This is a genomic window from Phaeodactylibacter sp., assembly GCF_022763345.1.
In the GTDB taxonomy this organism is placed as follows: Bacteria; Bacteroidota; Bacteroidia; order Chitinophagales; family Saprospiraceae; genus Phaeodactylibacter.
On sequence record NZ_JALEGS010000011.1, the window covers coordinates 1 to 25,301 of the forward strand.

24 protein-coding genes are annotated in these 25,301 nt (G+C 51.4%); 13 read left to right on the top strand and 11 right to left on the bottom strand.

Annotation, left to right across the window (positions count from 1 at the left end; all coding sequences use genetic code 11):
* The first annotated feature begins 400 nt into the window (after positions 1-400).
* The 4 genes from tig (at position 401) to MRY86_RS01785 (ending at position 4,752) form a co-directional block, all read left to right on the top strand.
* Positions 401-1,828 (top strand): trigger factor, encoded by a 1,428-nt coding sequence (gene tig / locus MRY86_RS01770; RefSeq protein WP_293564440.1) that lies wholly within the window; start codon positions 401-403, stop codon positions 1,826-1,828.
* A 181-nt stretch (positions 1,829-2,009) separates the two neighbouring features.
* Entirely contained in the window at positions 2,010-2,732 is a 723-nt protein-coding gene (locus MRY86_RS01775; protein ID WP_293564442.1) for an ATP-dependent Clp protease proteolytic subunit, read from the top strand.
* A gap of 107 nt (positions 2,733-2,839) precedes the next feature.
* Positions 2,840-4,099 (top strand): ATP-dependent Clp protease ATP-binding subunit ClpX, encoded by a 1,260-nt coding sequence (gene clpX, locus MRY86_RS01780; protein ID WP_293564444.1) that lies wholly within the window; start codon positions 2,840-2,842, stop codon positions 4,097-4,099.
* A gap of 77 nt (positions 4,100-4,176) precedes the next feature.
* A complete protein-coding gene (locus MRY86_RS01785) occupies positions 4,177-4,752 on the top strand; it encodes a CopD family protein (RefSeq protein WP_293564446.1) in 576 nt (191 codons plus the stop codon).
* A gap of 51 nt (positions 4,753-4,803) precedes the next feature.
* On the opposite strand, the gene MRY86_RS01790 is transcribed toward MRY86_RS01785, so the two are convergent.
* Positions 4,804-5,406: a hypothetical protein gene (locus MRY86_RS01790; protein WP_293564448.1), complete on the bottom strand. Its 603-nt coding sequence runs from the start codon at positions 5,404-5,406 to the stop codon at positions 4,804-4,806.
* Positions 5,407-5,681: 275 nt separating this feature from the next.
* Between MRY86_RS01790 and MRY86_RS01795 the strand changes: the two genes are divergently transcribed.
* The 6 genes from MRY86_RS01795 (at position 5,682) to obgE (ending at position 10,977) form a co-directional block, all read left to right on the top strand.
* Positions 5,682-6,614 (top strand): ribose-phosphate pyrophosphokinase, encoded by a 933-nt coding sequence (locus tag MRY86_RS01795; protein WP_363325381.1) that lies wholly within the window; start codon positions 5,682-5,684, stop codon positions 6,612-6,614.
* 159 nt (positions 6,615-6,773) lie between these two features.
* Positions 6,774-7,406 (top strand): 50S ribosomal protein L25, encoded by a 633-nt coding sequence (locus MRY86_RS01800; RefSeq protein ID WP_293564452.1) that lies wholly within the window; start codon positions 6,774-6,776, stop codon positions 7,404-7,406.
* A gap of 89 nt (positions 7,407-7,495) precedes the next feature.
* Positions 7,496-8,275: an amidohydrolase gene (locus tag MRY86_RS01805; RefSeq protein ID WP_293564454.1), complete on the top strand. Its 780-nt coding sequence runs from the start codon at positions 7,496-7,498 to the stop codon at positions 8,273-8,275.
* Positions 8,276-8,418: 143 nt separating this feature from the next.
* The gene (locus MRY86_RS01810) at positions 8,419-9,099 is read left to right on the top strand and encodes a C40 family peptidase (protein ID WP_293564456.1); all 681 of its coding nucleotides are present in this window, start codon (positions 8,419-8,421) and stop codon (positions 9,097-9,099) included.
* Between the two features lie 219 nt (positions 9,100-9,318).
* Positions 9,319-9,891 (top strand): adenylate kinase, encoded by a 573-nt coding sequence (locus MRY86_RS01815; RefSeq protein ID WP_293564458.1) that lies wholly within the window; start codon positions 9,319-9,321, stop codon positions 9,889-9,891.
* A gap of 33 nt (positions 9,892-9,924) precedes the next feature.
* Positions 9,925-10,977, top strand: coding sequence for a GTPase ObgE (gene obgE, locus MRY86_RS01820; protein ID WP_293564460.1), 1,053 nt, complete (start codon positions 9,925-9,927; stop codon positions 10,975-10,977).
* On the opposite strand, the gene MRY86_RS01825 is transcribed toward obgE, so the two are convergent.
* Together MRY86_RS01825 and MRY86_RS01830 are read right to left on the bottom strand one after the other, a co-directional pair.
* Positions 10,978-11,937 carry a GTP-binding protein gene (locus MRY86_RS01825; RefSeq protein WP_293564462.1) on the bottom strand — a complete coding sequence of 320 codons (960 nt, stop codon included), beginning with the start codon at positions 11,935-11,937 and terminating at the stop codon, positions 10,978-10,980.
* Between the two features lie 168 nt (positions 11,938-12,105).
* Positions 12,106-13,737, bottom strand: a complete 1,632-nt coding sequence (locus MRY86_RS01830) for a S41 family peptidase (protein WP_293564464.1) — start codon at positions 13,735-13,737, stop codon at positions 12,106-12,108.
* Between the two features lie 275 nt (positions 13,738-14,012).
* Between MRY86_RS01830 and MRY86_RS01835 the strand changes: the two genes are divergently transcribed.
* A complete protein-coding gene (locus tag MRY86_RS01835; protein WP_293564466.1) occupies positions 14,013-15,788 on the top strand; it encodes a BamA/TamA family outer membrane protein in 1,776 nt (591 codons plus the stop codon).
* Here MRY86_RS01835 and MRY86_RS01840 read toward each other — a convergent pair.
* From MRY86_RS01840 to MRY86_RS01850, 3 genes are read right to left on the bottom strand one after another with little or no spacing between them, the layout of a single operon-like run.
* Positions 15,785-16,453, bottom strand: a complete 669-nt coding sequence (locus MRY86_RS01840) for a rhomboid family intramembrane serine protease (protein ID WP_293564468.1) — start codon at positions 16,451-16,453, stop codon at positions 15,785-15,787. The two genes, MRY86_RS01835 and MRY86_RS01840, sit on opposite strands and share 4 nt — an antisense overlap.
* Before the next feature lie 36 nt (positions 16,454-16,489).
* On the bottom strand, positions 16,490-16,894 hold the full coding sequence (locus MRY86_RS01845) for a hypothetical protein (protein ID WP_293564470.1): 405 nt from the start codon (positions 16,892-16,894) through the stop codon (positions 16,490-16,492).
* Positions 16,895-16,912: 18 nt separating this feature from the next.
* The gene (locus MRY86_RS01850) at positions 16,913-19,171 is read right to left on the bottom strand and encodes a hypothetical protein (RefSeq protein ID WP_293564472.1); all 2,259 of its coding nucleotides are present in this window, start codon (positions 19,169-19,171) and stop codon (positions 16,913-16,915) included.
* 108 nt (positions 19,172-19,279) lie between these two features.
* Here MRY86_RS01850 and MRY86_RS01855 point away from each other — a divergent pair, with 108 nt between their 5' ends.
* Positions 19,280-20,368, top strand: coding sequence for a helix-turn-helix domain-containing protein (locus MRY86_RS01855; protein WP_293564474.1), 1,089 nt, complete (start codon positions 19,280-19,282; stop codon positions 20,366-20,368).
* Here MRY86_RS01855 and MRY86_RS01860 read toward each other — a convergent pair.
* From MRY86_RS01860 to MRY86_RS01875, 4 genes are all read right to left on the bottom strand, one after another.
* Entirely contained in the window at positions 20,365-20,661 is a 297-nt protein-coding gene (locus MRY86_RS01860) for an SCP2 sterol-binding domain-containing protein (RefSeq protein ID WP_293564476.1), read from the bottom strand. The genes MRY86_RS01855 and MRY86_RS01860 overlap by 4 nt on opposite strands.
* Before the next feature lie 29 nt (positions 20,662-20,690).
* The gene (locus MRY86_RS01865; RefSeq protein WP_293564478.1) at positions 20,691-21,119 is read right to left on the bottom strand and encodes a nucleoside deaminase; all 429 of its coding nucleotides are present in this window, start codon (positions 21,117-21,119) and stop codon (positions 20,691-20,693) included.
* Positions 21,119-23,041 (bottom strand): prolyl oligopeptidase family serine peptidase, encoded by a 1,923-nt coding sequence (locus MRY86_RS01870; protein ID WP_293564480.1) that lies wholly within the window; start codon positions 23,039-23,041, stop codon positions 21,119-21,121. Before MRY86_RS01870 ends, MRY86_RS01865 begins: the two co-directional genes overlap by 1 nt.
* A gap of 86 nt (positions 23,042-23,127) precedes the next feature.
* Positions 23,128-23,553: a DUF1801 domain-containing protein gene (locus MRY86_RS01875; RefSeq protein WP_293564482.1), complete on the bottom strand. Its 426-nt coding sequence runs from the start codon at positions 23,551-23,553 to the stop codon at positions 23,128-23,130.
* A 169-nt stretch (positions 23,554-23,722) separates the two neighbouring features.
* Between MRY86_RS01875 and MRY86_RS01880 the strand changes: the two genes are divergently transcribed.
* Positions 23,723-24,307, top strand: coding sequence for a NifU family protein (locus MRY86_RS01880; RefSeq protein ID WP_293564484.1), 585 nt, complete (start codon positions 23,723-23,725; stop codon positions 24,305-24,307).
* A gap of 83 nt (positions 24,308-24,390) precedes the next feature.
* On the opposite strand, the gene MRY86_RS01885 is transcribed toward MRY86_RS01880, so the two are convergent.
* Entirely contained in the window at positions 24,391-25,269 is an 879-nt protein-coding gene (locus tag MRY86_RS01885) for a porin family protein (RefSeq protein WP_293564486.1), read from the bottom strand.
* Positions 25,270-25,301 lie beyond the last annotated feature (32 nt).

Here is a 25,301-nt window from a genome sequence, read left to right on the forward strand (position 1 = left end):
AGTCCCTCCACCCGCACAAGGAAAACATAAGGCAGGTGGAGGGGCGAGAAGTCTATCCCGGTCTCCTATGACATAGGCCAGGATTACCGGGAAGTCCCTCCACCCGCACAAGGAAAACACAAGGCAGGTGGAAAGACAAGAAGTTTATCCGCCTATAAAAACCAGGATTGCAATCCTTATATGTCGCAATCGTTCCAATACTCAGCGAGCGCAAAATACATGTCCTACTCAGGCATGCATTGAAATCCGCCGATCGTAAAGGCTGCATGAGCACTTAGAGTTATGCAGCCTTTATTATACATACCCGATAACCAAGCATTCAACTTTCACTTCGGGTTACGGGTTCTCACAAAGCTCAGAGCCTGCACTTTAATATTGAATTCATCAAACGCCAAGCGTTATGCCAAAAGTCGAACACGAAAATATCGACAACCTGAACGCCGTACTCACGGTGACGCTCGAGAAAAGTGACTACGAGCCTAAGTTCAAAACAGAACTCAACAAATATCGTAAGCAAGCCAACATGAAAGGCTTCCGGAAGGGGAAGACGCCTGCATCCGTTCTGAAAAAGATGTATGGCAAAGGCGTACTGGCAGATGTCATTAATGAAATGCTCCAGAAAGAGCTTTACGACTACCTGACTGACAACGACATCAAGATATTAGGTCAGCCCTTGCCTTCTGCAGATCAGGAACCGCAGGACTTCGACCTCAAAACGTTTCAGGACTACGTTTTCAAGTTTGACCTCGGCCTCGCACCTGATTTTGAAGTACAGGGTGCAGATGAGCATACGACTTTCGAAAAGATGGTCGTAGAGCCCAGCGAGGAGATGATAGACGAAGACCTGCAGGCTGCCCGCAAGCGCAACGGCGAGCGCAAAGCCGTAGAAGACACCATACAAGAAAATGATATGGTGAAACTGGAAGTAGCCGAACTGGACGGCGATGCGCTTAAAGCAGATGGCATCACTTCTGAGTTCAGCCTGCTTATTGGCAACAATACCAACGAAGAGCTGAAGCAAACTCTTGAGGAGAAAAAGCAGGGCGATAAGCTCAAGATTGACATCCTTAATGTTGAGAATGGCCGGGACGAAGACTACGCCCGCAGGTATTACCTCAACCTGGACGAGGACGAGGAGGATGAAAATGAGGATGCTGAAAAAGCATTTAATAACGAATTCGAAGCCACCATCGTTGAGGTTACGCGCATCGCTCCTGCTGAAATGGACCAGGAATTCTTCGATCAGACCTTCGGAGAAGGAGAAGTGACTTCCGAAGCCGAAGCCCGTGACAAAATCCGCGAGCAGATCAAAGGCTTTTACAACAGTCAGGCAGAAGCCCTGATGTCCCGCGACATACAGGAAAAACTGCTTGAGCTGAACCCGATGGCATTCCCGGAAGCTTTCCTCAAGCGCTGGATGCAAGCCAACAATGAAGAGGTTGACGAAGAAACCATCGAAGCAGAGTATGACAATTTCGAAAAGAACCTTCAGTGGTCGCTGATCCGCAATAAGCTGGTAGAGCAGTTTGAGATAGAGGTCAATAATGACGATATCGTAGAGGCCGCCCGCCGCCGCATCCGTCAGTACTTCGGAGGCCAATCCATGCCGGGCATGGAGCAGATTGTGGACAGCACCGCGCAGCGCATCCTTCAGGACCAAAAGCAGGTAGAGCAGCTGTATGAGGAAGTCCTCACCGACCGCACCTTCGAAGTCCTGATTGAGAAAGTCAATGTCGAAGAAAAGTCTGTAAGCCTTGAGGAGTTCGAAGAGGCCGTAAAAGCGGCACAAGCGGCCAACACCCCGGCTGCAGCGGAGGAAGAAGAATAAGCAGCGCTGGGAAAAGGCTTGGATTACGCGCCGATTAAATATTTTCTGATATTTAGTTCCGGCGGTGCTCCAAGTCTTTTTTTTATTTATTCAACCGCAGGGCACCAAAGTTGTTAATACAGTTGATATTCAAACCGCATCGGAGTTTTTGCTCCAGATAAGACCTTAAAGCATAAAGCGCATGTTCCAAAAGAACGAATTCATGAAGTATGCTACCAAGCACCTTGGTATGAGTAGCATGCACCTCGAAAAATACATCGACCAAACCACTCCAATGGGCATGGGTGCAGGCCCCAATGTACAGGGCTTCACCACAGCTATCATCGATGAGCGCATCAAGAACGTCTTCCCTATGGACGTCTTTTCCCGCCTGATGATGGACCGCATCATCTTCATGGGCGTACCCGTGAATGACTATGTGGCGAATGTTATTCAGGCCCAGCTCCTTTTCCTGGAATCTGATGACCCCAAGCGCGACGTGCAAATGTTCATCAACAGCCCGGGCGGTAGCGTAATTGCCGGATTAGGCATTTACGATACCATGCAGTATGTAGCCCCGGATGTCAACACCATTTGTACCGGACTGGCTGCTTCTATGGGTGCCGTATTGCTTACTGCAGGTGAGAAAGGCAAGCGGACCTGCCTGCGCCACAGCCGGGTGATGATTCATCAGCCACTGGGCGGCATGCAGGGACAAGTCACCGATATGGAGATTTCCTACAAGTTGATCAAAGACCTGCAAAAGCAGTTGTATGATATCCTGGCACAGCACACCGGACAGCCCTACGAAAAAATCGAAGAAGACTGCGACCGGGACAACTGGATGACTGCAGAAATGGCTAAAGAATACGGACTAATCGACGAAGTGCTCGACCGTAACAGCCCACGCAAAGAAAACGTATAATTAATCTGACGGGCGGACCTTACTAACAAATAGCAAGGTCCGCCCTGTCTCTTTTTGAGCGATTCAAGCCTGGCTGTTTTGGCCAGCAGTTTTATAAACAGCAGCGTATGCGAAAAAGCAAACAAAGCTACCGTTGTTCCTTCTGCGGAAGGGATAAGTCAGAAGCACTCATCCTCATCGCCGGTATAGACGGACATATCTGTGAGGTTTGTGTTGAGCAGGCAGGGGAAATCATTGAAGAAGAACTCTACGGTGGCAAACGCAAGGAAGAAGAAGCACCACAACAGGACTTTCTGTTGCCGGATAAAATCACACCGCAGGAAATTAAGGGGCACCTTGATGAATACGTCATCGGGCAGGACGAAGCCAAAAAGTTTCTTTCCGTAGCGGTTTACAACCACTACAAGCGCCTGCGGCAGCACCGCAATGATGATATTGAGATTGAAAAGTCTAATATCGTTTTTGTGGGACAGACCGGCACAGGCAAAACCTTGCTAGCCAAGACTATAGCTAAGTTTCTGAATGTACCATTTTCCATTGTTGACGCTACCGTGTTCACAGAAGCTGGCTACGTTGGGGAAGATGTGGAAAGCATTCTCAGCCGACTGCTACAGGTATGTGACTATGACGTGGCAGCCGCTGAAAAGGGCATTGTCTACATCGACGAGATCGATAAGGTAGCGCGCAAAAGCGACAACCCTTCTATCACACGCGATGTCTCCGGTGAAGGTGTGCAGCAAGCTATGCTGAAGATGCTGGAAGGCACTGATGTCAATGTCCCGCCACAGGGTGGCCGCAAGCACCCCGAGCAGAAGCTGGTGAAAATTAATACCAGCAATATCCTTTTCATTTGTGGTGGTGCTTTTGACGGTATTGAGAAGGTCATTGCCCGCCGGGTAAATACGCACGTTATCGGGTTCAAGAACAAAGAAGCCTCAACGGATGCGACTGACCGGACCAAGTTACTACAGTACATCAGCCATCAGGATCTCCGCACCTTTGGGCTGATCCCTGAACTACTGGGGCGCTTGCCGGTATTGGCTTATCTGGAGCCTTTGGACATCGAAGCGCTCAAGCAAATCCTTGTGGAGCCCCGCAATGCCCTCATCAAGCAGTACCAAAAACTGTTTGACCTGGAAGGCATCAGGCTGGAGTTTTCAGAGGATGCAATTGAGTTTATTGCCGAAAAGGCGCTGGATTTCAATCTTGGTGCCCGCGGCCTGCGGTCCATCTGTGAGGCTGTGATGACCGATGCTATGTTCGAACTGCCTTCCCGGCAAGACGTCGACCGGTTTGAAATCACAAGAGCGTACGCAGAAGAAAAACTCAGCCGCTCAAAAATCAGCAAGCAACTAAAGGCTGCCTAAAAAACAGCCCGCATCATATAAGTCAATGAAGGGCGCTGCATGCAAGCAGGGCCCTTCTGCATTCCAAAAAGCAGGTTATGGCCAACGCACTTTTTTTCTTTAAAGCTTTACACGTTGTTGGGTTTGTCTCCTGGTTTGCCGGGCTGTTTTACCTGGGCCGTATTTTCGTATACGATGAGGAAGCCTCCGGCAAGACAGAACCGGAGCGCAGCACGCTCAAACAGCAATTCAACCTCATGGAATGGCGGGTGTACCGTATCATCTGCAATCCGGCCATGATGATTACCTGGACCGCCGGGCTGATCATGCTGGGGCTGGGCCTATTTTCACCGCTTATCCCTAATTATTTGACATCCGGCACGCCCGGATGGATGCACCTCAAGCTGCTGCTCCTTGTATTGATGACCATTTACCACCTCTGGAATAAGCGAATCATCCGGCGTATGGAAGCCGGGGAGCGCCCTTTCTCTTCCTGGCAGTACCGGCTACTGAATGAAATGCCTACTTTATTTCTGATTTCTATTTCCTACATCGCAGTTTATGGCAAAGCAGGTACCCTGAATTACCTCTACCTTTTCGGTGGGATCATCGTTTTTGTTGGGCTGATTTTTCTGGGGGCGAGGGCGTACAAAAAAGCTCGGGAAAAAGCTTAGAAGGGTCAGCGAAAGCCAACGGTTTCCGCGTCTGTCTCAGGGCACTACGGGTTACCGGCCCAAGCCATGCTCTTCATGCGGGTAGCCTTTATCTTCGATAGGCTCTACTACAAGAACACGGCCCTCCTCTATCACATCCACCACTCGGACTGAGGAGCCCCTGCGGAGTTCCATCCCGGCTGTCATCGCCTCAATTTCGTAGGGGGCACCTTTAACATTTAGGTGGACTTTGCCGAAACCATTGCGGTGGGAAGGCACTGTGTACAGCACCCTTCCGGTGGATTGCACCAGGCGCTGTGGGTTGGAAAGCGTAGGACGAGGAGCCAAACGGAGCAACATCAAAGTCACCCCTTTAGCCATTGCCGCAGCAATCAGCCCTGCCAAAGCGCCACCCGCGATGACATAGTGTTGAGCCAGACTAGTGTAGGAAATGAGCAAGCCCACCCAACCGAAAAAAGTGAGGAAAGTCAGGATAGTGCGGGGGTTGAACACCCGGGACAGGCGCGCCGTCGCCTCCGCTTCCGTTTCCGGATCGATCAGGCTCATCACAATGAGAATAAGCAGCAGCAACGTGCCCGTCACCGCAACCAGCCACAGGCTTTGTTGCAGAGCCGAAAGGGCTTCCCACCAATTAGAAAAAAATAATCCTGGCATAGGCTGCAAGGTTTTGCCGGGCCTTTTTTGATAAGTCATGCCCGATGTACAATATTAATAAGACAAGCTGTGCCATACACTTCCCTTCGACCAAGCCCACCTGATTTTCGGCGAAAGCGCTCCCCTCTTCATCGTATTGGCGCCAAAACCTGCCGGCATTCAGGGTGGACCAAGTGTAGGCTGTCTCTTAAATCCTCTGCCTGATCTATGAAATACTACCTCAGAAGTTTTACCTTTGCCCGAGGCATAACCCACGACAAATGATCAAAGGCCCAATGGTAGAAGTTAAACTCTTCTCAGGTACGACATCCGCATATTTATCCAAAAGCATTGCCGACCACTACGGGCATCCGCTGGGTGATATTAATGTCCACCGTTTCAGCGATGGAGAAATGCAGCCCGTTATCAATGAGTCCGTGCGTGGTGCCTATGTTTTTTTCATACAGTCCACTTACCCACCCACGGAGAATCTGATGGAGCTGTTGCTCATGGTTGATGCGGCCAAGCGGGCTTCTGCCGGCTACATCACGGCTGTCATCCCGTACTTCGGGTACGCCCGTCAGGACCGGAAAGACAAGCCCCGTGTGCCCATCTCTGCCAAGCTTATTGCCAACCTGCTCCACACCGCAGGCGCCAATCGTATCATGACGATGGACCTCCACGCCGATCAGATTCAGGGTTTTTTTGATATTCCTGTGGACCACCTCAAGAGTGAAGCCATTTACATCCCTTATTTTCAACAGCAAGACCTCAGCAATACCATTTTTGCATCTCCAGATGTAGGCGGTGTAAAACGGGCCCGCACTTACGCCAAACACTTCAGCCGCCCGCTTGTGATTTGCGACAAGTACCGCAAGCAGGCCAATGAGGTGGCGGAGATGACCGTGATTGGCGATGTTGAAGGGGCCGATGTCATTCTGGTGGATGACCTCGTGGACACAGCAGGCACCCTTTGCCGGGCGGCTGCCATTCTGGTTGAAAAAGGGGCCAGAAGTGTGCGGGCCATGTGCACCCACCCTGTACTTTCGGGGCAAGCTTACGAGAAGATCGAAAATTCTCATTTGGAGGAGCTCCTGGTATGCGATACCATACCACTGAAGCAAGACTCCGAGAAAATTAAAGTCCTCAGCACGGCCAAGCTTTTCTCCCGGGCTATTCGTAATACGCACGAACACCGCTCTATTTCCGCCCTTTTTGTGGGGGATTGAGCCCTTTATATTCCGGTAAAACCTTTTCGCTCAACTTTTTAGCCAGTCAATTTTTTCTTTTTGGCCGGGAATACCTATCTTTGCGTGCCTTTTCAGGGCTAAATGTGTATTGAGTACACGAATCATTGGAATACAGAAAAAGACAAAGTCTATAAAATCATGGAAACGATAGCTTTTACAGGACAGCCGCGCACCGATATGGGTAAGCGAAGCACAAAAGCACTGCGCAAGGAAGGTCACATTCCATGCGTTGCGTACGGAAGTGAAAATCTGATTCACTTCTCCGTTAACCCTATTGACGTTAAGGATTTGATTTATACACCGGACTTCAAAATCGCGGAGGTTTCTGTTGACGGCAAATCTTTCCGGGCTATCGTCAAGGATATTCAGTTCCACCCGGTGACCGACGAAATCCTGCACCTCGACTTCCTACAGCTTGAGGAAGGCCGTGCGGTAAAAGTGGAAGTACCGATCCGCTTCAAAGGCACCTCTCCTGGTGTGAAAGGTGGTGGTAAGCTGATTCAGCGCCTGCGCCGACTCAAAATCAAGACCAAGCCGGAGCACCTGGTTACTGAAATGCGGGTTGATATCTCCAAGCTGGAACTCAATCAGTCTATTCGTGTACGCGACGTAGACCAGAAGCTGGAGACCATCGAAATCCTGAACTCTCCTGGTGTACCTATCGCCAGCGTTGAGACACCACGTGCCCTTCGTTCTGCTGCATCTGCTGCTGCTAAAGCAGGAACTGCTGCACCTGCAGAGGAGGAAGCTGAAGAGGCTACTGAGGAATAATCACTGTTGTGCCTGTTACACAGGCGGCGCATCAGAACAAAGAGAGGTGTAGGCATTGTGCTTTACACCTCTTTTTGTATTATGGAGCTATGAAAGAGCAATTAACCGTTTCATTACTGCAGACCGAACTGGCATGGGAAGATCCTTCCGCCAATTTCGGCTACCTGGATAGGATGTTGCAACGGCTTCAGCCCGGGCAGACCGACCTGCTGATCCTACCGGAAATGTTTACTACCAGCTTTTCCATGAATGCCGCCCAACTGGCAGAGCCTACAAAAGGCCAGGCTTACCAATGGATGGCAGAAAAGGCTGCCTACCTTCAGGCTGTGGTCACAGGCAGCATCATTGCTAAAGTAGACGGGCAATATTTCAACCGCCTCCTTTGGGTACATCCGGATGGCACCTTTTCCCACTACGACAAGCGGCATTTATTTACGCTGGCCGGCGAAGAAAAGGTTTATCAGCCCGGGCAAACCCATTTGCTGACCGAGCTTAAAGGCTGGACCATTATGCCACTGATCTGCTATGACCTCCGGTTCCCGGTTTGGAGCCGCAACACTATGGGGTATGACCTGCTGATTTATGTGGCCAACTGGCCCAGTAAAAGGCGTAATGCCTGGAAGAGCCTGCTTGTCGCAAGAGCCATAGAAAACCAAGCCTACACCATCGGTGTTAACCGGGTGGGAGAAGATGGCAATGGCTATCCACATGCCGGTGACACTTCTATACTCGACTACGCCGGTGAACCGTTGCTGCAGGCCGCTGATGTGGAAAGTGTTTTCACCGTATCGCTGGACCCGGAAAAGCAGGACGAATTCCGACGCAAACTACGTTTTCTGGATGACCGGGACGCCTTCGAATTGCGGTGAGCAGCAAGCTGTACCCCACTTCAGTCGCAGGAGTTTAACCTTTCATTTGGCAGTGAAGGAAAAATGAAGCATGCCGTCTGACGTTAAATTCAGAAGTACATCCAAATTTTATCTATAGACACGACTTTACAACGCAAGCAACAATGTATCAACTGCTCCCCCGATCTATGCAGCTCGCAATGGCACTGGCGGCCATTTTCCTACTCAGCTCCTGCGGCCTGTTCACCACCGAATACAACTACAATACTTCCCGGGGCGGGTCGCCTGCTCAGGAACGCCCTCTTTACGAAGAAGAAAACACTCCTCCCGAAGACAGCCGCCCCTCCCGTGAGGACGAAGAGGACCGCGACACCGAACTTGTCTTTGAAGAGGAAGATGACCCGGAGCCCCCTCTCGATGACCCCGCCGAAGCCCCTGATCTCCCCGATTCAGAAGAGGCGCTCTTAAGAAAAGAGGCTGTTGACTATGCCAAGACCTTTCTCGGGACCAAATACAAACTGGGCGGCACTTCGCCAAGGAGTGGCTTTGACTGCTCGGGGTTCACCTCCTATGTCATGAAGCAGGTGGACATTGCCCTCTCCCGCACCTCTCAGGAACAGGAGAATAACGGTGATAAGGTACGCCTGAAAAAAGTACAGCCCGGAGACCTGATTTTCTACCGGCGCACCCCACTTGGCAAAGTCTTCCATGTCTCAATGGTCGTCGCAAATAAAGAGGATGGCATTTATGTAATTCACAGTACCTCCCGGGGCGTGGTCATTGATAATGTCACCAAATCGAGTTACTGGTCACCAAAAATTTCTTCTGCCCGAAGTGTTTTTTAGGCGACGCCCTGAACAGAACTGCTTGTACGAAATCCAAGGGCAAGGCCATATGAAAGTCAAAGCCCTTTGAATGACGTCACTCCTCCTAAGTTTCTTAGCATTTTCGTATTTTGCCCGTTGCGATTCAGGCGGTGTGAAACTGCCATTTTATCAAAACAAACATGCCTTTCGGCAAGCTTCGGCTCCCAAAAAGGCAAAAAACCAAAAATGTTACTATATATGATCAATCTGATACTCTTCGGCCCTCCGGGCTCAGGCAAGGGCACACAGGCGGCAAAACTGGTTGAAAAATATAGCCTGCTGCACATTTCCACCGGTGACCTTTTCCGCTACGAAATGGGCAATGATACCCCACTCGGCAAAGAAGCCAAAAGCTATATCGAAAAAGGGGAGCTTGTGCCGGATAGCGTAACGGTGGGCATGCTCCGCAACAAAGTAGAGGCTAACCCCGATGTTGCTGGTTACATTTTCGATGGCTTCCCACGCACCACCCCACAGGCTGAAGCCCTGGATGAGCTGCTGAGCGAAAAAGACCAGGCTGTTTCGTCTCTCATTATGCTCGATGTGCCAGACGAGGAGCTGGTTAAGCGCCTCCTGGAGCGGGGCAAAACCTCCGGGCGTAAGGACGATGCCGATGAAAACATCATCCGCAACCGCATTGAGGTCTACAAAAGCGAGACCACTCCGGTATTCGACTACTACGCTGCCAAGGGCAAGGCGGTAAAGGTGCACGGCGTAGGCAGTATTGAGGAAATCTTTGGCCGTTTGTGCGCGGAGATTGACAAGCTGTAAAATGCCTACATTTGCCCTAACCAAATTTTAAACATGTCCGGAAACTTCGTCGATTACGTAAAGATTTGCTGCCGATCTGGAAAAGGTGGCGCGGGCTCTGCACACCTGCACCGAAGCAAAGCCACGCCCAAGGGCGGGCCCGATGGTGGTGACGGTGGCCGGGGCGGGCACATCATCCTGCGGGGCAACAGCAACGTGTGGACACTGCTGGCCCTGAAATACCGCAAGCATGTTATCGCCGGAAGCGGTGGCAACGGCGGCCGCAATCACATGTTCGGCGCTGACGGTGAAGATATTATTCTGGAAGTGCCTCTGGGTACTGTAGCCAGAGATGCAGAAACCGGCGAGGTGGAGTTTGAAATTACCAAACACGAGGAAGAACGCGTTTTGCTCAGCGGTGGCCGGGGCGGGCTGGGCAACAGCCACTTCAAATCCGCAACCAACCAAACCCCACGCTATGCGCAGCCCGGCGAACCGGGGCAGGAGTCCTGGAAAATCCTGGAGCTGAAGACACTCGCGGATGTAGGCCTCGTTGGCTTTCCGAATGCGGGTAAGTCCACCCTTCTTTCCGTGATCACAGCGGCGAAACCGAAAATCGCCAACTACGCCTTCACCACCCTCGTACCTAACCTGGGCATTGTTTCTTACCGTGATGGCCGCTCCTTCGTCATGGCCGACATACCGGGCATTATTGAGAATGCCCATCAGGGTAAAGGGCTGGGCTTCCGCTTCCTTCGGCACATTGAGCGCAATGCGACGCTGCTTTTCATGATCCCCTGCGATACGGAGAATATCCGAAAGGAATACGACATCCTCCTCAACGAGCTGCAGCAATACAATGAGGAACTGATGCACAAGCCCCGCGTCCTGGCCATCACCAAAAGCGATATGCTGGACGAGGAACTGAAGGAAATGCTCAAATCAGAGCTGCCAAAGGACTTGCCCACGCTCTTTATTTCCTCCGTTGCCCAGCAGGGCCTGCAGGAACTGAAGGACTTGCTCTGGACTACCATCTCTGAATATAAGGCTATCGATCAGGCGCGGGAGGAAGATCATTTTCAGGGTTGGGGGGAGGAGGAAGAGTAATCACTTCGCCACCCCCTGTCGCAACAACCGTTCAATCGCCTCCTTCTTCAGGCCTTTCCCAATCACAACCAAAGTGGAAGGGCTGTCCGTTGAAAGCGGTGCAGCTGCCGGCGTGATTTGCAACGCCTTGCCGGTGGACTGCAGCAGATAGCTTTTGCCATCTTCCTTACTCTTTACCACACCCTTAATGCGGTAAATCTGCTTAGCGTAGAGCATCAGGCTTACGGTCAGTACGTGCCGGAGCTGATTGAGGTCAAAGGGTTGGTCGAAAGTATGAGTAGTCGAGGAAATATCAGACTGCTGAAGATGGCCCGTTGTTTTGGGTTTTGCAGCAGCCGTTACGCTGGCGGGTAGTTGGAAAGCCATGCGGGAACGCCGGGTTTCGAGCCAGGATACGGGGATTTTACCGTCTTCACTGGGCACCACCGGCGCGAAGGGATTGAGCTGGCGGAGCAAATCACGGGCTTCTGCAATTTGCTCCTCCGTGGCTTCCTGCATTTTATTCAGCACGAGGAGATCGGCGGCGGTGATTTGACGGCTGACTTCTTCGGCTTCCTCAAGGCGCTCGGCGACATTGGTCGCATCCACTACCCCGATAACCTGAGCCAGCTCGTAGCGCTGACTGATATCCCGGCGCAAAAAGACGCCCGCCAGGCTGCCGCTATCGGCTACGCCGGTGGCTTCGATAAAGAGACGGTCGGGTACCGGATCTTCGTGGACAAGCTCGGTGAGTACATCAAACAACTCGTCGTCAAGCGAGCAACAAATGCAGCCGTTGCTGATCTCATATACATCGCTGGAATACTGCCGGACCAATCCGCCATCAATGGACACCTGCCCGAACTCATTCTCAATGACCACATTATTCTGACCGTTTAATTGTTGCAACAGCGCATTGAGCAGGGTCGTTTTGCCCGCGCCCAAAAAGCCGGTGAGAATGGTGACCTGTATCTTTTTCATGCACTCAAGGTATTAATTCCGCATAGACTCCGGGAAGTGAAACGGCCTTTTTCATAAAGACTATGGTATATACAACATGCTGAGCGCCCCTTTCGGACCTGCCCGAAACAGAAGCGGGCAAGCGCATGATGAATTGCACTTGCCCACTTTGTTTTTTAACCGGCCGGTCTACTGACCACTCAAAATTGAGTTGTACCGCGCCGTGTCATTAAGTAGCGCAATAGCTTCCTCAATTTCCTTATCGTTGCGCAGCCCCATTTTGATTTTACCTTTCTGATAGTAAAAGCGGCTGGCTACATCTTTCTCAATGAGGTCAATAATAACCTCCTGATTCTTTTGCAAAGCATCTTTTTTGCTGGCTTTGATGTCCTGCTGCAGGGCGGCGATTTCTTCGGTCAGGTCATAGCCGTCTTTCTGACTCGCTTTCTGAAGTTTTTTGAGCAGTTTTTCGCTCTCTGTATCGTATTGGAAAGCCTGCGCATCAAGGTAATCGACAAAAGCCTGGAAATCATCGAAGCGATAGTCTTCTACTGAATCAATGCTGTCCACCCCTGAAAAATAGGCTGTTACGAAATCAAAAATCAAGTGTTGATCAATCAGGCTTTTGACGATGGAGGCATCGGTGAATTTGTCTACCACCACATCCGGCTTCACCCCACCACCATCAAGTACAGTACGCCCGTTTCGGGTGGTGAATGGCGTACGGCGGTCATCAGGGATATCCACAGGCTCGCCATCTTCGTACTCTACACTTTGAATGCAGCGCCCGCTTGGGATGTAATACTTAGCGGTGGTGAGTTTGAGCTTGGAATTGTAGCCGATATCGCGGGTATTTTGTACCAGCCCCTTTCCATAACTCCGCTGCCCCAAGAGCACGCCCCGGTCATAATCCTGAAGCACGCCGCTCACTATTTCTGAAGCAGAAGCAGAACGGTCGTTGATCAGGACAACCACAGGAATTTCTTCATCGGTAGGATTACCCATTGTACTGAAGGAGCGGTCCCACTCCTTAACTTTACCTTTGGTGGTCACCACCACTTCTCCACGGGGGATGAATACGTTGGAGACATTGACCGCCTCAGTGAGCAAACCGCCGCCGTTGCCGCGCAAGTCAAAGACTACGCCCTTCATATTGGGGTTTTCCGCTTCGAGCGCTTTGAGCGCACTGCCCACATTTTTGCCGGCATTTCGGGTAAAAGTAGTCAAGGCCACATAACCAATGTCATCATTGAGCATGCCATAATAAGGCACGTTCTCCACTTCCACTTCCGTGCGTGTAATGCTCACTTTAAATTGCTCTGCCTCACCAGGACGTTGGATTTCCAATTCAACCTCCGTGCCAGGGAAACCGCGCAGGATGTTATTGACCTGCTCCGGCGTTTTGCCCACTGCATCTTTGCCATCGATGGAAATGATGCGGTCACCCGGTTTCAGACCAGCCTGATCTGCAGCCTGATCTTCGTATAACTCAACGATCGTAACGAAGCTGTCAATTTGCTGGCTGATAGCGCCAATACCGTTATATTTGCCTTCCGTCATGAACCGGTACCCTTCAATTTCCGACTCGGATATGTAGTTGGTGAAAGGGTCAAGCGACTCCATCATGGCGTCGATCCCGGTGCGCATGAGTTGCCCCGGGTCCACATCGTCCACGTAGTAGGTATTGATTTCTTTGTAGAGATTGGTGAAAATCTCCAGATTTTTCAGGATTTCGAAGTACTTGTTGCGGGGTGACATCGTAGCCGACATACCGATGACGACGATCCCTACTACAGCACTAATTTTTAGAATACGTTTCATATGCATGATTTTGTCCATCCCTGAGGGGGGACCGGGTGTTGTGAACTTACCGGTGTGGCCGGGCCGAATGCCTTGGATCCTGTTTCAATACCATAGCCTTTGCCATCAAATGTGTACGGCGGAATCCACCAGGTAAGCAATATATGTTTTCAATAACGTTATTTGATGCCAATCGTATGCGGTAAAAACCTGCTTTTTTGTTAAAAAGCCAATAAAACCGAATGTAGAACGTGTTTTAGGCGATCAGCTATTAAAAAAGCGACGAACATTAATAAATGTTTAAGAACCTCCTTTGGCCGTTAATTTTGTTGGTGCCCGTGTTGACGCACGCGCAGTACCGCCTGCAATGGCTGGTCACGGACACCACGCAGGCATTCGTGGAGGAGGTTTTCTCTGAAACGGTGTCCACCTGGCCAGACACCGTTGCCCTGAAAGCGGGCCTCGCCGAAAATATACGCACGCTGCACGCCATGGCATTCGCTGAAGCCTCGGTGGACCGGCTTACACGCAAAGACAGTACCTTTTTCGCTACACTGCATGTAGGCCCGCACTACCGGTGGATTGCACTATCAAACGGCAATATCTCTCCGGCGATCCTAGATGGGGCCGGATTTCGGGAACGGCTTTACCGCAACAAGCCTTTTCGCTACGATCAACTGCACAAGCTGCAGGAGAAACTGCTCGACTATGCCGAAAATCATGGCTATCCCTTTGCCAAATTATGGCTCGACAGCATTCTGATCAATAAAGGGCGGGTAGCGGCTCAGCTGATGATAGACCGGGGGCCGCTCATTCTTGTGAAAGAGCTGGACCTGCGCGGCAATGCACAAATCAGTCAGGTTTACATGGAGAACTACCTGGGTATCGCTCCGGGCCGGCCCTACAACAATCAGCAGGTCCGGCAAATCCGTAACCGCGTACAGGAACTGCCTTTTCTTACCCTGGCAGAGGACCCCACGGTCACCTTCATCGAACGGGAAGCGACGATACAGCTGCCTTTGGAGAAAAAACGGGCGAGCCGGTTCGACTTTGTCCTCGGCGTACTCCCTCAGAACGAAGCCGGCCGGCAACTCAATAACCGCACTGTGCTCGTGACAGGCACCTTCAAAGGGGAACTGCAAAATCAGTTTGGACGGGGCGAGCGCATCTATGCTTCTTTCGAGCAGCTAAGGCCGGAGACGCAGGAACTGGAGCTGGAGTTCAACTATCCTTTTGTACTGGGGCTGCCCTTTGGCGTGGATTTTAGCTTTGATTTATACAAACGCGATACTTCCTACCTCGACCTGGAATCGGACCTGGGCATACAATACCTGTTTGAAGGGGGCAACTACCTAAAGGTATTCTGGAACAACCGCTCTTCCACCCTGCTTACTGTAGATGAAGCCCGGCTGCAACTGCAGGAGCGCCTGCCCCAAAACCTGGATGTCAGCAATGCCTACTTTGGGCTGGAATACGCGCTGCAGGACCTCGACTACCGCTTCAATCCCCGAAAGGGCTGGTCTGTACGGCTGAGAGGGGGCGCAGGGGTAAAACGCATTGAACGCAACAACCGTATCCTGGAACTAGGCTACGGTGAGCTGTACGACACCCTTGAGCTGCGCAGTTTTCAGTACAAGCTTAGCGGACAGATAGAAGGCTACCTGCCTTTATTCAACCGCAGCACCCTGCTCGGGCGGCTGCGCGGCGGGGCGGTTTTCTCAGAAGCGCCGGTATACTTCAATGAGCAATTCCGCATTGGGGGCAACCAAATCCTGCGTGGCTTTGACGAGGAGTCCATTTTCGCGACCCGCTATGCTTTATCCACTTTGGAATACCGACTGCTGATCGGTCAAAACTCCTACCTTTATGCTTTTGGGGATGTGGCTTATGTGGAAGATGTGACGCCCGTGAAGGACGTGACCGACTGGCCCTATGGCTTTGGGGCCGGTATTTCTTTCGAGACCAGTGCAGGCGTTTTTGGCGTAAGCCTGGCGTATGGCAAGCAACTAGGCAACCCCATCGACTTTAGCGCACCCAAGGTCCATTTTGGGTATGTGAGCCTGTTCAATTAAGCATACGTTTCCTCCGCCTCCTTCACCCGCTCCATGGGGTAAGCAAGCCGGAAGTATAAGCCTGCTGCAAAACCAAAAACAAAACCGCCAATGTGCGCCCACCATGCAGTGCCACCCCCTTCAGCCCCTACCTGCAGTGATGCCCAGCCACTACTCCACTGCATCCAAATCCAGATTCCCAAAAACAGGAATGCCGGGACCCGAAAGATCAGAAAGAAGAACCAAAGCTTCACGCGGGAAGAAGGGAACATGACCATATAAGCGCCCATTACGGCAGAGATCGCCCCACTTGCGCCTACCGTTGGCACCACACTGCCCGGATTGAAGTAGATGTGGGCGGCGTGGGCGGCCATTCCTCCCAGGAGGTAGAACAACACGAATCGGACGTTGCCAATCGTGGCCTCGATATTGTCTGCAAACACCCAAAGGAAAAGCATATTGCCCAAAATATGACCGAACCCGCCGTGCATAAACATACTCGTCAGCAAGGTGAACAGGTTACGGCCCGACTCAATCTCCGCGGGCACTGCCGCATATTGATCAATCAACATGCCCGGGCTCGTGAGCTGAAAATAAAAGGCTATAACATTAAGGACGATAAACAAATAACTGAACAGCGGGAAATGCCCGCCTTTTACCTGATCATCGCCAATGGGAAAAAGCATAAATTATGGTTTGTTATGCGGCTGTCGGTAGTGGATTTATATCGCCTCCACAATGAAGGTCACCACGTATTCCTCCGGCTGTATGGATTGCCCTGCCACCGGATAGGGCGTAACTTCCGACAAGCGGTAAATATACCCACCCATACTTTTGCTGGCCAGCTCCGGCTTGCCCTCACGCAGGGTCAGATCAAGCGTTTTCCGGTCGCCGTTGCCAAGTGCCAGTTGCACAACCGCCTGCCCTTCCCATACACAATTGGTGTATTCGGGGCAGCGGGAGTCTTCCTTGACCGCAATTAATTGAATAGGGGTATCCTGGCATTCCACGGTGCCCCCAATTTGTAGCTTAATGGGTTCGCCCATCGGGCAGCCCGAAAGGTCGTCGCTGCATTTAGCAGCCGCCAGCGCTATAGCCAGCAGTGGCAATAGGTATTTGATTTTCATGCTTCCTGTTTTCAAAAATTAACGATTGGCGTAAGCCCTGAAGTACAGGCACTCCTCGATTATCTGCTGATAAAAATCTGTGCCGGCATAGTTCTGCACCAATAACTCAAAGTTTTCAAAGCTCTGCACCGCATCCGGTCGCCACCGGTTGACGTAGTACTCGTTGCGCTCACACTTGGCCGCCATAAAGGTGGCTTTGGCGGCCAGCTCCAGGCTGTCGGTAGCCAACCGCGCCCTTTCAAAGTAAAGCCGCGCTCTGGAACAGTCAAAATTTTCCTGATTACCGTACGGAAAAATCGGATGAGGGGTCACATTATCGCCATCCCGGAGGTAAGCGGTTTGCAAGCTCGCTCCACTGCGGTAAAAATCCATGGCTTTCCAGGCCTGCCCAAAGTAGGACATATTATAAAGCGCCAAACCAATCTCATAGTTCAGTACGCCGACGTTGCCGGTGCCTGCTTTGGCCTCATATTCTTTGGTCAGCAGCGCTTCAATGAGTTCTCCTTTGTTGTACAAAGGGACGTTAGACGGCAGCGGGCACCGTATGCAATCCCGGATGCGTTCCACGAAAGGGTTATAGAGCCCATAATTGTCCCAGTCTACCCGCTCCATGCGCTTGAGGGTCTCAATGGCTGCTTCAAATTTGTACTCTGACATCAGGTAGCTGGCCTTAATGTTTAGGAGCATTTGCTGAATGGTACTGTCGCCATCGGCAATGATTTGTTCTTCCAGTTTGGAGGGGTTGGCTTTGCGGGTGACTGCCAACAGGTTTTCGATCAGTTCAGGCTTGATATTGGGCTTCAGGTGCTGAGGCGGGTGCTGCATCAGGAAGGCCTTGCCGGGCTGCCCGTTCTCTTGGTATAATTCAGTGAGGCGGTCGCGGAAAAAGTCCTTGAAGTCTTCAAAGACCTCATAGGCTTCATTGGTCTCCTGCAGGCCTACGATTTTGTTCTCGATTTCGTGATTGATATCGTCGAGCGCATTGATGTACAGGGCCAGCTCAAAGGCATCGAGCTGCTGCTCAAGGATAGGCGGCAGGTCCATGTCCCGGGCCTCGCCAAAGGACTTACGGGCATCGTAAAAACTACCAGATAGCATAGAGAGGTAGCCTTGTGCAATTTTCCAAAGCCCGGGCCTGGTGATCACGCCTTCCTTCAGTACCTGCGTCACGAATTGCTCCAACCGGATAATCCGCTGACCGGCATCGGCCACCGGAACGCCGTAGTAAAACTTGTTTTGCCGACGCTGATTATTGAAGGAAAGCCCGAGCAGGTTGCGCTCCAGTTTCAGCATCTCCTGAATGAGAAACATGGGCAGATAGGGGCTATCGGGATCGCGCTGATAGATCTCCTTCATTTCCACCTGCAGCTTGCTGTTCGGGAAGCTGGCGCGGATGGCAAAAAGGGTGGCCTCTTCCTCGGGGGTCTTGCATTTCGCCAGAATAGCCGCCCATTCCTCATCGTTTTTTACCGAGAAGCTGCGGTAGGCAGATTCGCGTTTGCTGGGGCAGCGGTCGAACAAGCGGGAATAAATGTATGCCGCCTCCACGCGCTGTCCCAGAGCGAGCAGCGCGCCCGCCCGGTGGCCTTCTATCCAGTCCTCGATGATGCTGGGATCATTATCGATTTTGGGCATCAGGTCATCGTAGAGGGCTAGGACTTTCTCATATTGCTTGCTGTAGTGGGCCAGGCGGATGACCTGATAAGCGTACCGGAGCCGGATGTAATGGGACTTGGTTTGCAGGAGCTGATCCACCCCGTAAGTGATCCAGTCGTCCATCTCCTGATAACGCAGCTGCGGGTTGTCCCAAGGGCTGCGGCGGGTGGCGTAATACTCACAGTTTTTGGCGAAAGCCAGGTAGGTGGCCGTCTCCTCGCACTGATGGCTTTTGAGGTATTTGGCGAAAGCGTTGTTGGTCAGCCGGTAGGGCAATGGCGCCCGCTTGCTTTTCACAGCAGTGACCAGGCTTTCGAAATCCGAACGGGAAGATTGATAAATCACATCGCCAATATCCTGCACCGTATGTAAGTCACAAAAGCGCTCCTGCCATTCCTCAAGATTCCCTTTGACTTGCGGGTCGCCCTGCTGACGGGCGTAGTCCTCCAGTTCCTTGAGGCTGACAAACAGGCGGGCTCCTGGCACTGCGGGGCTGATGAGGTTGGTATTGATAAAACTATACCCCTGAAAAGGCGGCCGGTTGTCGCTGCACCCTTGACCATTAAGCAAATCTAATGGGCTCAAAATCACCAGGAAGATAACAAACGTAAGCTGACGCATACTGAATATTTCGTGAAGTACCTGACCGGGCCGGCACTGCACATGCCATTACCCATTAACAAGAAATGAAAAAAATGCTTACATTAATCCAATATCTTTCGTAAAACTATGCCTACCGATCCACTTTACAGTTATTCTATTACGCTACTGGTTATTCTGATTACCGGAGGGACAGCGCTGCTGCTCTCCCGGCAGCGCATTCAGGCTTACCGGGCCAGCCGGTTGCTGACCTTATTATTGCTTAGTGTCCTGTTGCAGGCGGTTCTGCCCCTGGTCAAAGCCCCTATTGCCCAATCGTTAATGGATGGGCTGCTCCTGGCTGTTGCCCCGCTTTTCCTGTTGCACCTGCGCAGCCTGCTTGGGGACTGGCTCAGTAAGGGGCGGGATGGCTATCACTTCACGGCTTTTGCGGTTTGGAGCGTGCTGAGTCTTTTCCCTGCTCAGTTGACCGTCATTCAAACCTCTTGGTATGCGCTGTTTCCAGAGCTATTCCTGCTCATCTACCTTGGGGGCAGCTACCTTTATTTGCAAAGCCGGGTCGAAAGCCTGGTGCAAATTCGAAGCCGGATCCCGATGGGCAAAATCCGCTGGGCAAAAATATCCCTAATTCTTCTGGGGCTTTTCGCCCTATTCAGCGCGGCAGCAGATGTGATAACCATTCGGGCGGTTGCAGAAAACGACACCCTATTCTTCGCCCTGGCTCAAGCCATGACTGTGCTCGTTGCTATAGGGCTTGCCGGGATTGGGCTGACCCTTGAGCGCCCGGTGGTCCCGGTCGACCTGCAGGAGGAAGCCTTTCTACAACTTATTGCAGATCGCAGCGATCCGGAACCTGAAGACATTCGCGAGAATGCCACGCTTTTCAAGACGCTAGATGCCACCATGCAGTCCGAGAAGTACTTTTTTGATGACGATCTGCGACTGAATCAGCTGGCTGAACTGATGCACAAACCGCCCCGGGCTATTTCCCGGGCGATCCACCACGTAGGCGGGCAAACGTTTTTCGACTACGTCAATGGCTACCGGGCACTAAGTGCACAGGTACTTATCGATGACCCGGAAAAGCAGCTTACCCTGGATGAGGTACACAGAGCCAGCAATATTGAATCCCGCATGGTCTTCAATACAACCTTCAAGCGGCTGACCGGGTCGGCGCCCACCGCTTACTACAAGCTCAATAATGGTTCGAAGGACTAGGAAATCAGCGACGGCAGCTTCATAGCCAGCCCCATATCACCTTTGATTTTCACCTTGCCGGTCATCACGGCAGACATGGCGTTGATATCTCCTTTACGGATTCCGTCCAGTGTCTCTATGCTGGTGGTAATCACACAATCGGCTTCTTTGTCTTCATTCGTTACCTGGGCTTGCTCGCCGGTCAGGTCGATGTGGACGATGCCCTGGTCAAAGACAAACTTGATGGATTTGCCCAGGCTGGGCGCTTTGGCAGCTGTTTTGCTGAACTGTTCTGTAATAGCTTCTAGTGTCATAACCTGATTTTGGAGGCAATATAGTGAATTCATTTGTGGAAAAGTGCCACGCAGTCTTCCTGCAGCACCCCGCCTTCCACCTTAATGTCGTACCAGGCCTTTTCTGCGACCTCCCGGCAGTAGATTTTCACCTGATGGCCGTGGGCAGCGGCATCATCGATAGTGGCGCCAAAGTAAATCTTGGAGACCCCCGCCCAAACCGCCGCCATCGCACACATCGGGCAGGGCTCACAGGTAGAAAACAAGATGCTGCCAGTGGTTGAGATGCCCAGCTTTCGTACCTGCCGGATAGCATTGACTTCTGCATGGGCGGTTGGATCTGCATCGGCTTTGACGCTATTAGCGACGATGACTTTTTCACCGGTTTCCGGTTGCAGCAGCACGGCACCATAGGGCGTGCCCGCAGCTTCAGCTTTCCGGATAGCAGCCTGCATGTAGTAAGCCTTCAGGTCCTTCATTACTTCATGTGTTTCGCCAGGAAGCCAAGCATGGCTTTGTAAAATTCAAAACGGTTCTCTTCATTGGAGAAGCCATGCCCTTCGTTGTACTTCACCATATAGGGCACGTCGATCCCCCGCTCCCGCAGGGATTGGACGATCTGGTCCGATTCGTCAATATTTACACGGGGATCGTTAGCACCCTGCACCACGAAAAGCGGGGTTTTGATTTGATCAATATGGAAGACCGGAGAGCCGGCATGCAGGCGGTCTTTGTCTTCTTGGGGATGGCCCACCATTTCGTACAGCATATCGAGGTAAGGCTTCCAGTAGGGCGGGATGGTCTCCATGAACGTGAAGAGGTTCGATACCCCCACGTAGTCTACTGCACAGGCATAGAGGCCCGGCGTAAAAGCAATGCCGGCCAGCGTAGCGTAGCCTCCGTAGCTCGCTCCGTAAATGGCCACACGTTTGGGGTCCGCCACACCAGAATCGATCAGCCACTTTACCCCATCGGTAATGTCATTTTGCATATCGTGCCCCCACTGCTTGAAACCCTTCATCCAGAAAGCTTTGCCGTAGCCGGTACTGCCCCGGTAGTTGGGTTGGAAAACGGCATAGCCCCGGCTGGCCAGCAGCTGTACCTCCGGATTGTAACCCCAGCTGTCGCGTACCCATGGCCCGCCATGCGGATTGATCACTACCGGCATTTTCTCCCCTTCCTTATTTTTGGGCACCGTCAGGTAGCCATGTACTTCTTCTCCATCCCTGGCTTTGTAGGACACCGGCTTCATGGGCGCCATATCTTCTTCGTTCAGCCACGGGCTGACCTCCGTTATTTTCCGGATGCTATCCTGCTGCAAGTCGTAAAAATAGTAAGCGCCCAGTGACCGGTCACTGAAGGTGCGGACCATGTATTTGTCTTCCGCCCGGTTGCTGCTCACTGCTACCACTTCATACCCCGGGAGGAGACTTTCCAGGCGCTTTTGCATTTGCCTGCGCGGCTCGTCAAAAAACTCAATTTGCCGTTTCCAGGTGGTGTATACAGCCCCGAGCAACACTTTACGCTTACGGGAATAAAGAAGGCTGCCTGCGTCTACCTCTGGGTGTGCGAAAATCGGTGGGCCTACTTCTTCTCCCTTTTCAAAGTCAAAACGGATGATCTCGCTGCGGTCGCGACCAATATCGCTTACACAATAGACCACGTGGCCATCATCAAAGTCAAAGAACAACGGGCTGAGGCTCTCCTTGAAATTGGTTCTTACGACCGTACGGAAAGGCTGGTCTTCAGCAGACCGGTACATGATGTGCTGGTTGACGCCGTTGAGGGTTTTGATGGCGATGCGTAGCCGGCCGGCGTGGTCAGTCATCCAACCAGTAATGGGCTCCTCAGGATTGTCGTTAGGCGCCAGGCGCTGGTATGCTCCGGTGTGGATATTGAGCCGGTAGGGCTCAAACAGCATGGGGTTTTCCTTATTCATGCCGATGATGAGTTCATCTTCCTGGTCTTCCAGGTCATCGATGAACTCGATTTTCACATTTTGAAAAGGCGTCAGGTCGCGAGGGTTGCCCCCATCCCGGTCTACCGCAAAGAGCTGGAAGTTCTCATCTCCGCCGCTATCCTTGACATAAACGATGCGGTTATTATTGGCCCAGAAAAAGCCGCCAATATCGCGTTCTGTTTCATGAGTGATCCGTACCGGTTCACCTCCTTCTGCCGGGCAGACGAAAACGTTTTGCCTGCGTTCGTAGGGGCCGGCGTAGGCCAGGTAGTCTCCGTTGGGAGAAAGCTGAAAGCCTGTTTGCTCAGGATTGCGGAAAAAATCTTCGACTGAATATTTATAATCGCCTTCCTCCCTTCCAATCAGGCGCAAAAGATCCTCAGCCGAGCTGGGCAAGGAAAGATTGCCGGGCAGTTCGTGTTCTTGTTCGAGGTTTGACATAGTTATACAGGGGTAGATTCCTTACAAAGGTAAGAAAAGGTAGCAGAGCGCCGGAAGGCAACAGAAAAATCTACTGGATCAATAGGCTATCCCTGATCCGGGTACTGCATCTTCATGTAAGCCACCGATTCCGCTATTAACTCTCTGAGGACCAAAGGATCTACATCTGAAAGACGCTTCACATACAGGCAGGATTTACCGGTTTTATAATTACCCAGCTTTTCCATTAAACTTTCATACCGGCTAAAACCCGACATGATATATATGGAAAACTGCCGCTTGCGGGGCGCAAAACCGGTCAGAAAAGAAAAGCCTTCGTGCCCGCTATCGTAACGGTAGTGGTAACGGCCAAAGCCAATGATGCTGCTGCCCCACATTGCTGCTGCTTGGCCGGTAACTTCCTGCATTATTTTGAGCAGCTCGTAACTGTCCGCTTTTTTCTGTTCGTCTTCCAACTGATTCAGGTACTCCTGTACGCTCTGATCCGTAGGTAGTGTTTTTTGTTTTGCCATACTCAGCTGATTTTATCCAAAAAATACGGAAAAGGTTAAGAATACACCCTTCGAATGCGTATTAATTTATTTTTGTCAAAACCAGCCTTGGCATTATGTGTTATTGTTCGTAGAATAGGTCTAAATAAAGAAAATTACAATGAGCAATCCCGTTACCAAAAGCCCTGTAATGCTATATACCGAGCAGACCCCAAACCCGGAGTCGCTCAAATTCGTGACCAACCGGATGATTTACAAAGGCACTGCCGACTTCCGGGAAGAAGAACTCGCTAAGGAATGGTCCCCGCTGGCTACAGAACTGTTTGAGATGCCTTTCGTGAAAGGGGTCTATATCTGCAACAACTTCGTGACCATCACCAAGGAGTTCAACTACGACTGGGCAGATATCATGCTTAAAGTCAAAGAATACCTCAAAGGCTACATTGGGGACGAAAAGCCTATCATTAAGGACGGCTTTGAAGAAGCAATGGCCAAGATTGAGGAAGAGCGTGGCGCCAGCTATGACTACACTGAAAACGAGGCTGAAATTGTCAAGAAGATCAAAGATTTGATCGACACCCACGTAAAACCTGCCGTGGAAATGGATGGCGGCAATATCGAATTCAAATCCTGGGACCAAGGTAAGGTTACGTTGGTCATGCAGGGTGCCTGCAGTGGCTGTCCTTCCTCTACTGTAACCCTGAAGCAAGGTATTGAAGGCATGCTGCAGCGGATGATCCCTGAAGTAAAGGAGGTGGTAGCAGAAATGGGGTAGCCCGCTACAGCGAACCGCCTCTAAGCCAAAGCGCCCCTATGGAAATCCATCCATAGAGGCGCTTTTTGTTTTTTCTCCGTCAATTACAAACTGAAGCCTACAGATACCTGTATATTCAGGTTTCGGTCGTTATCGTCCCGGGTAACAAACTCACTTGGGCTATTAACCACCTGACGGGAAATGTCCCGGCTGGTATTCGTGATATCGCTAAGCCCATAATTCAGGCGCAATCCCAGAAAAAGTCCGCGGTTGAGGTAGTAGGATACACCGCCGACCAGACCAAGGTCTAAGGTTTTGTACAGGTTCTCATCCGACGCTTCTTCCTGATAATACGCCCCAAGGGTTTGAGGAATTTCTACTGGCTGGTTATCAATATCCCGCCTAAAAACAGGTGTACTTTCTCCCTGCTGGAAAGGATCATTAAAGTAATTGTAGTCAAGAGCTAACAAAAAGGGCGTAATAATATCCCCCTGCGATGAAGCTCCTGCGAAACGGGTTTCTCCCGCAGCCCGGGAGGCCACCAGGAACCCAAGGCTCATGCCAGCACTGATTTCAAATTTATTGAAGCGTGCCACGCCCATTACCGGAATATCAATATAGGAGTTGGTGACTTCCAGTGTAGTTTCGCGGTTACCGGTGGCTACAAACGACTCACTGCCATTAGTGGGCGTAAAAATCCAATACGAATCTCCATTGTAATTGTATACTCCTCCTTTCTGAGAATAGAGCAACTCTGCCCGCAAACCAAAAATATCTGTAAAGCGGAGTGTTCCCATAGCCCCCACGTGAAAGCCATTAGAATACTCAAAGGCTTCCAATTCGGCCCCATCTGCGCCCATATCTAGCGGGCCATTGAACGTTGTAAAATTAAGCCCGGCCCGAAAACCACCCGAGAACTCCTGAGCGTTCAACATAATAGTACTCAACAGCGCTAATGCAAAAACTAAGCTAAAGCGAAGCATATCTTTCCAATTTGATGGGCCCCGTTCGCAGC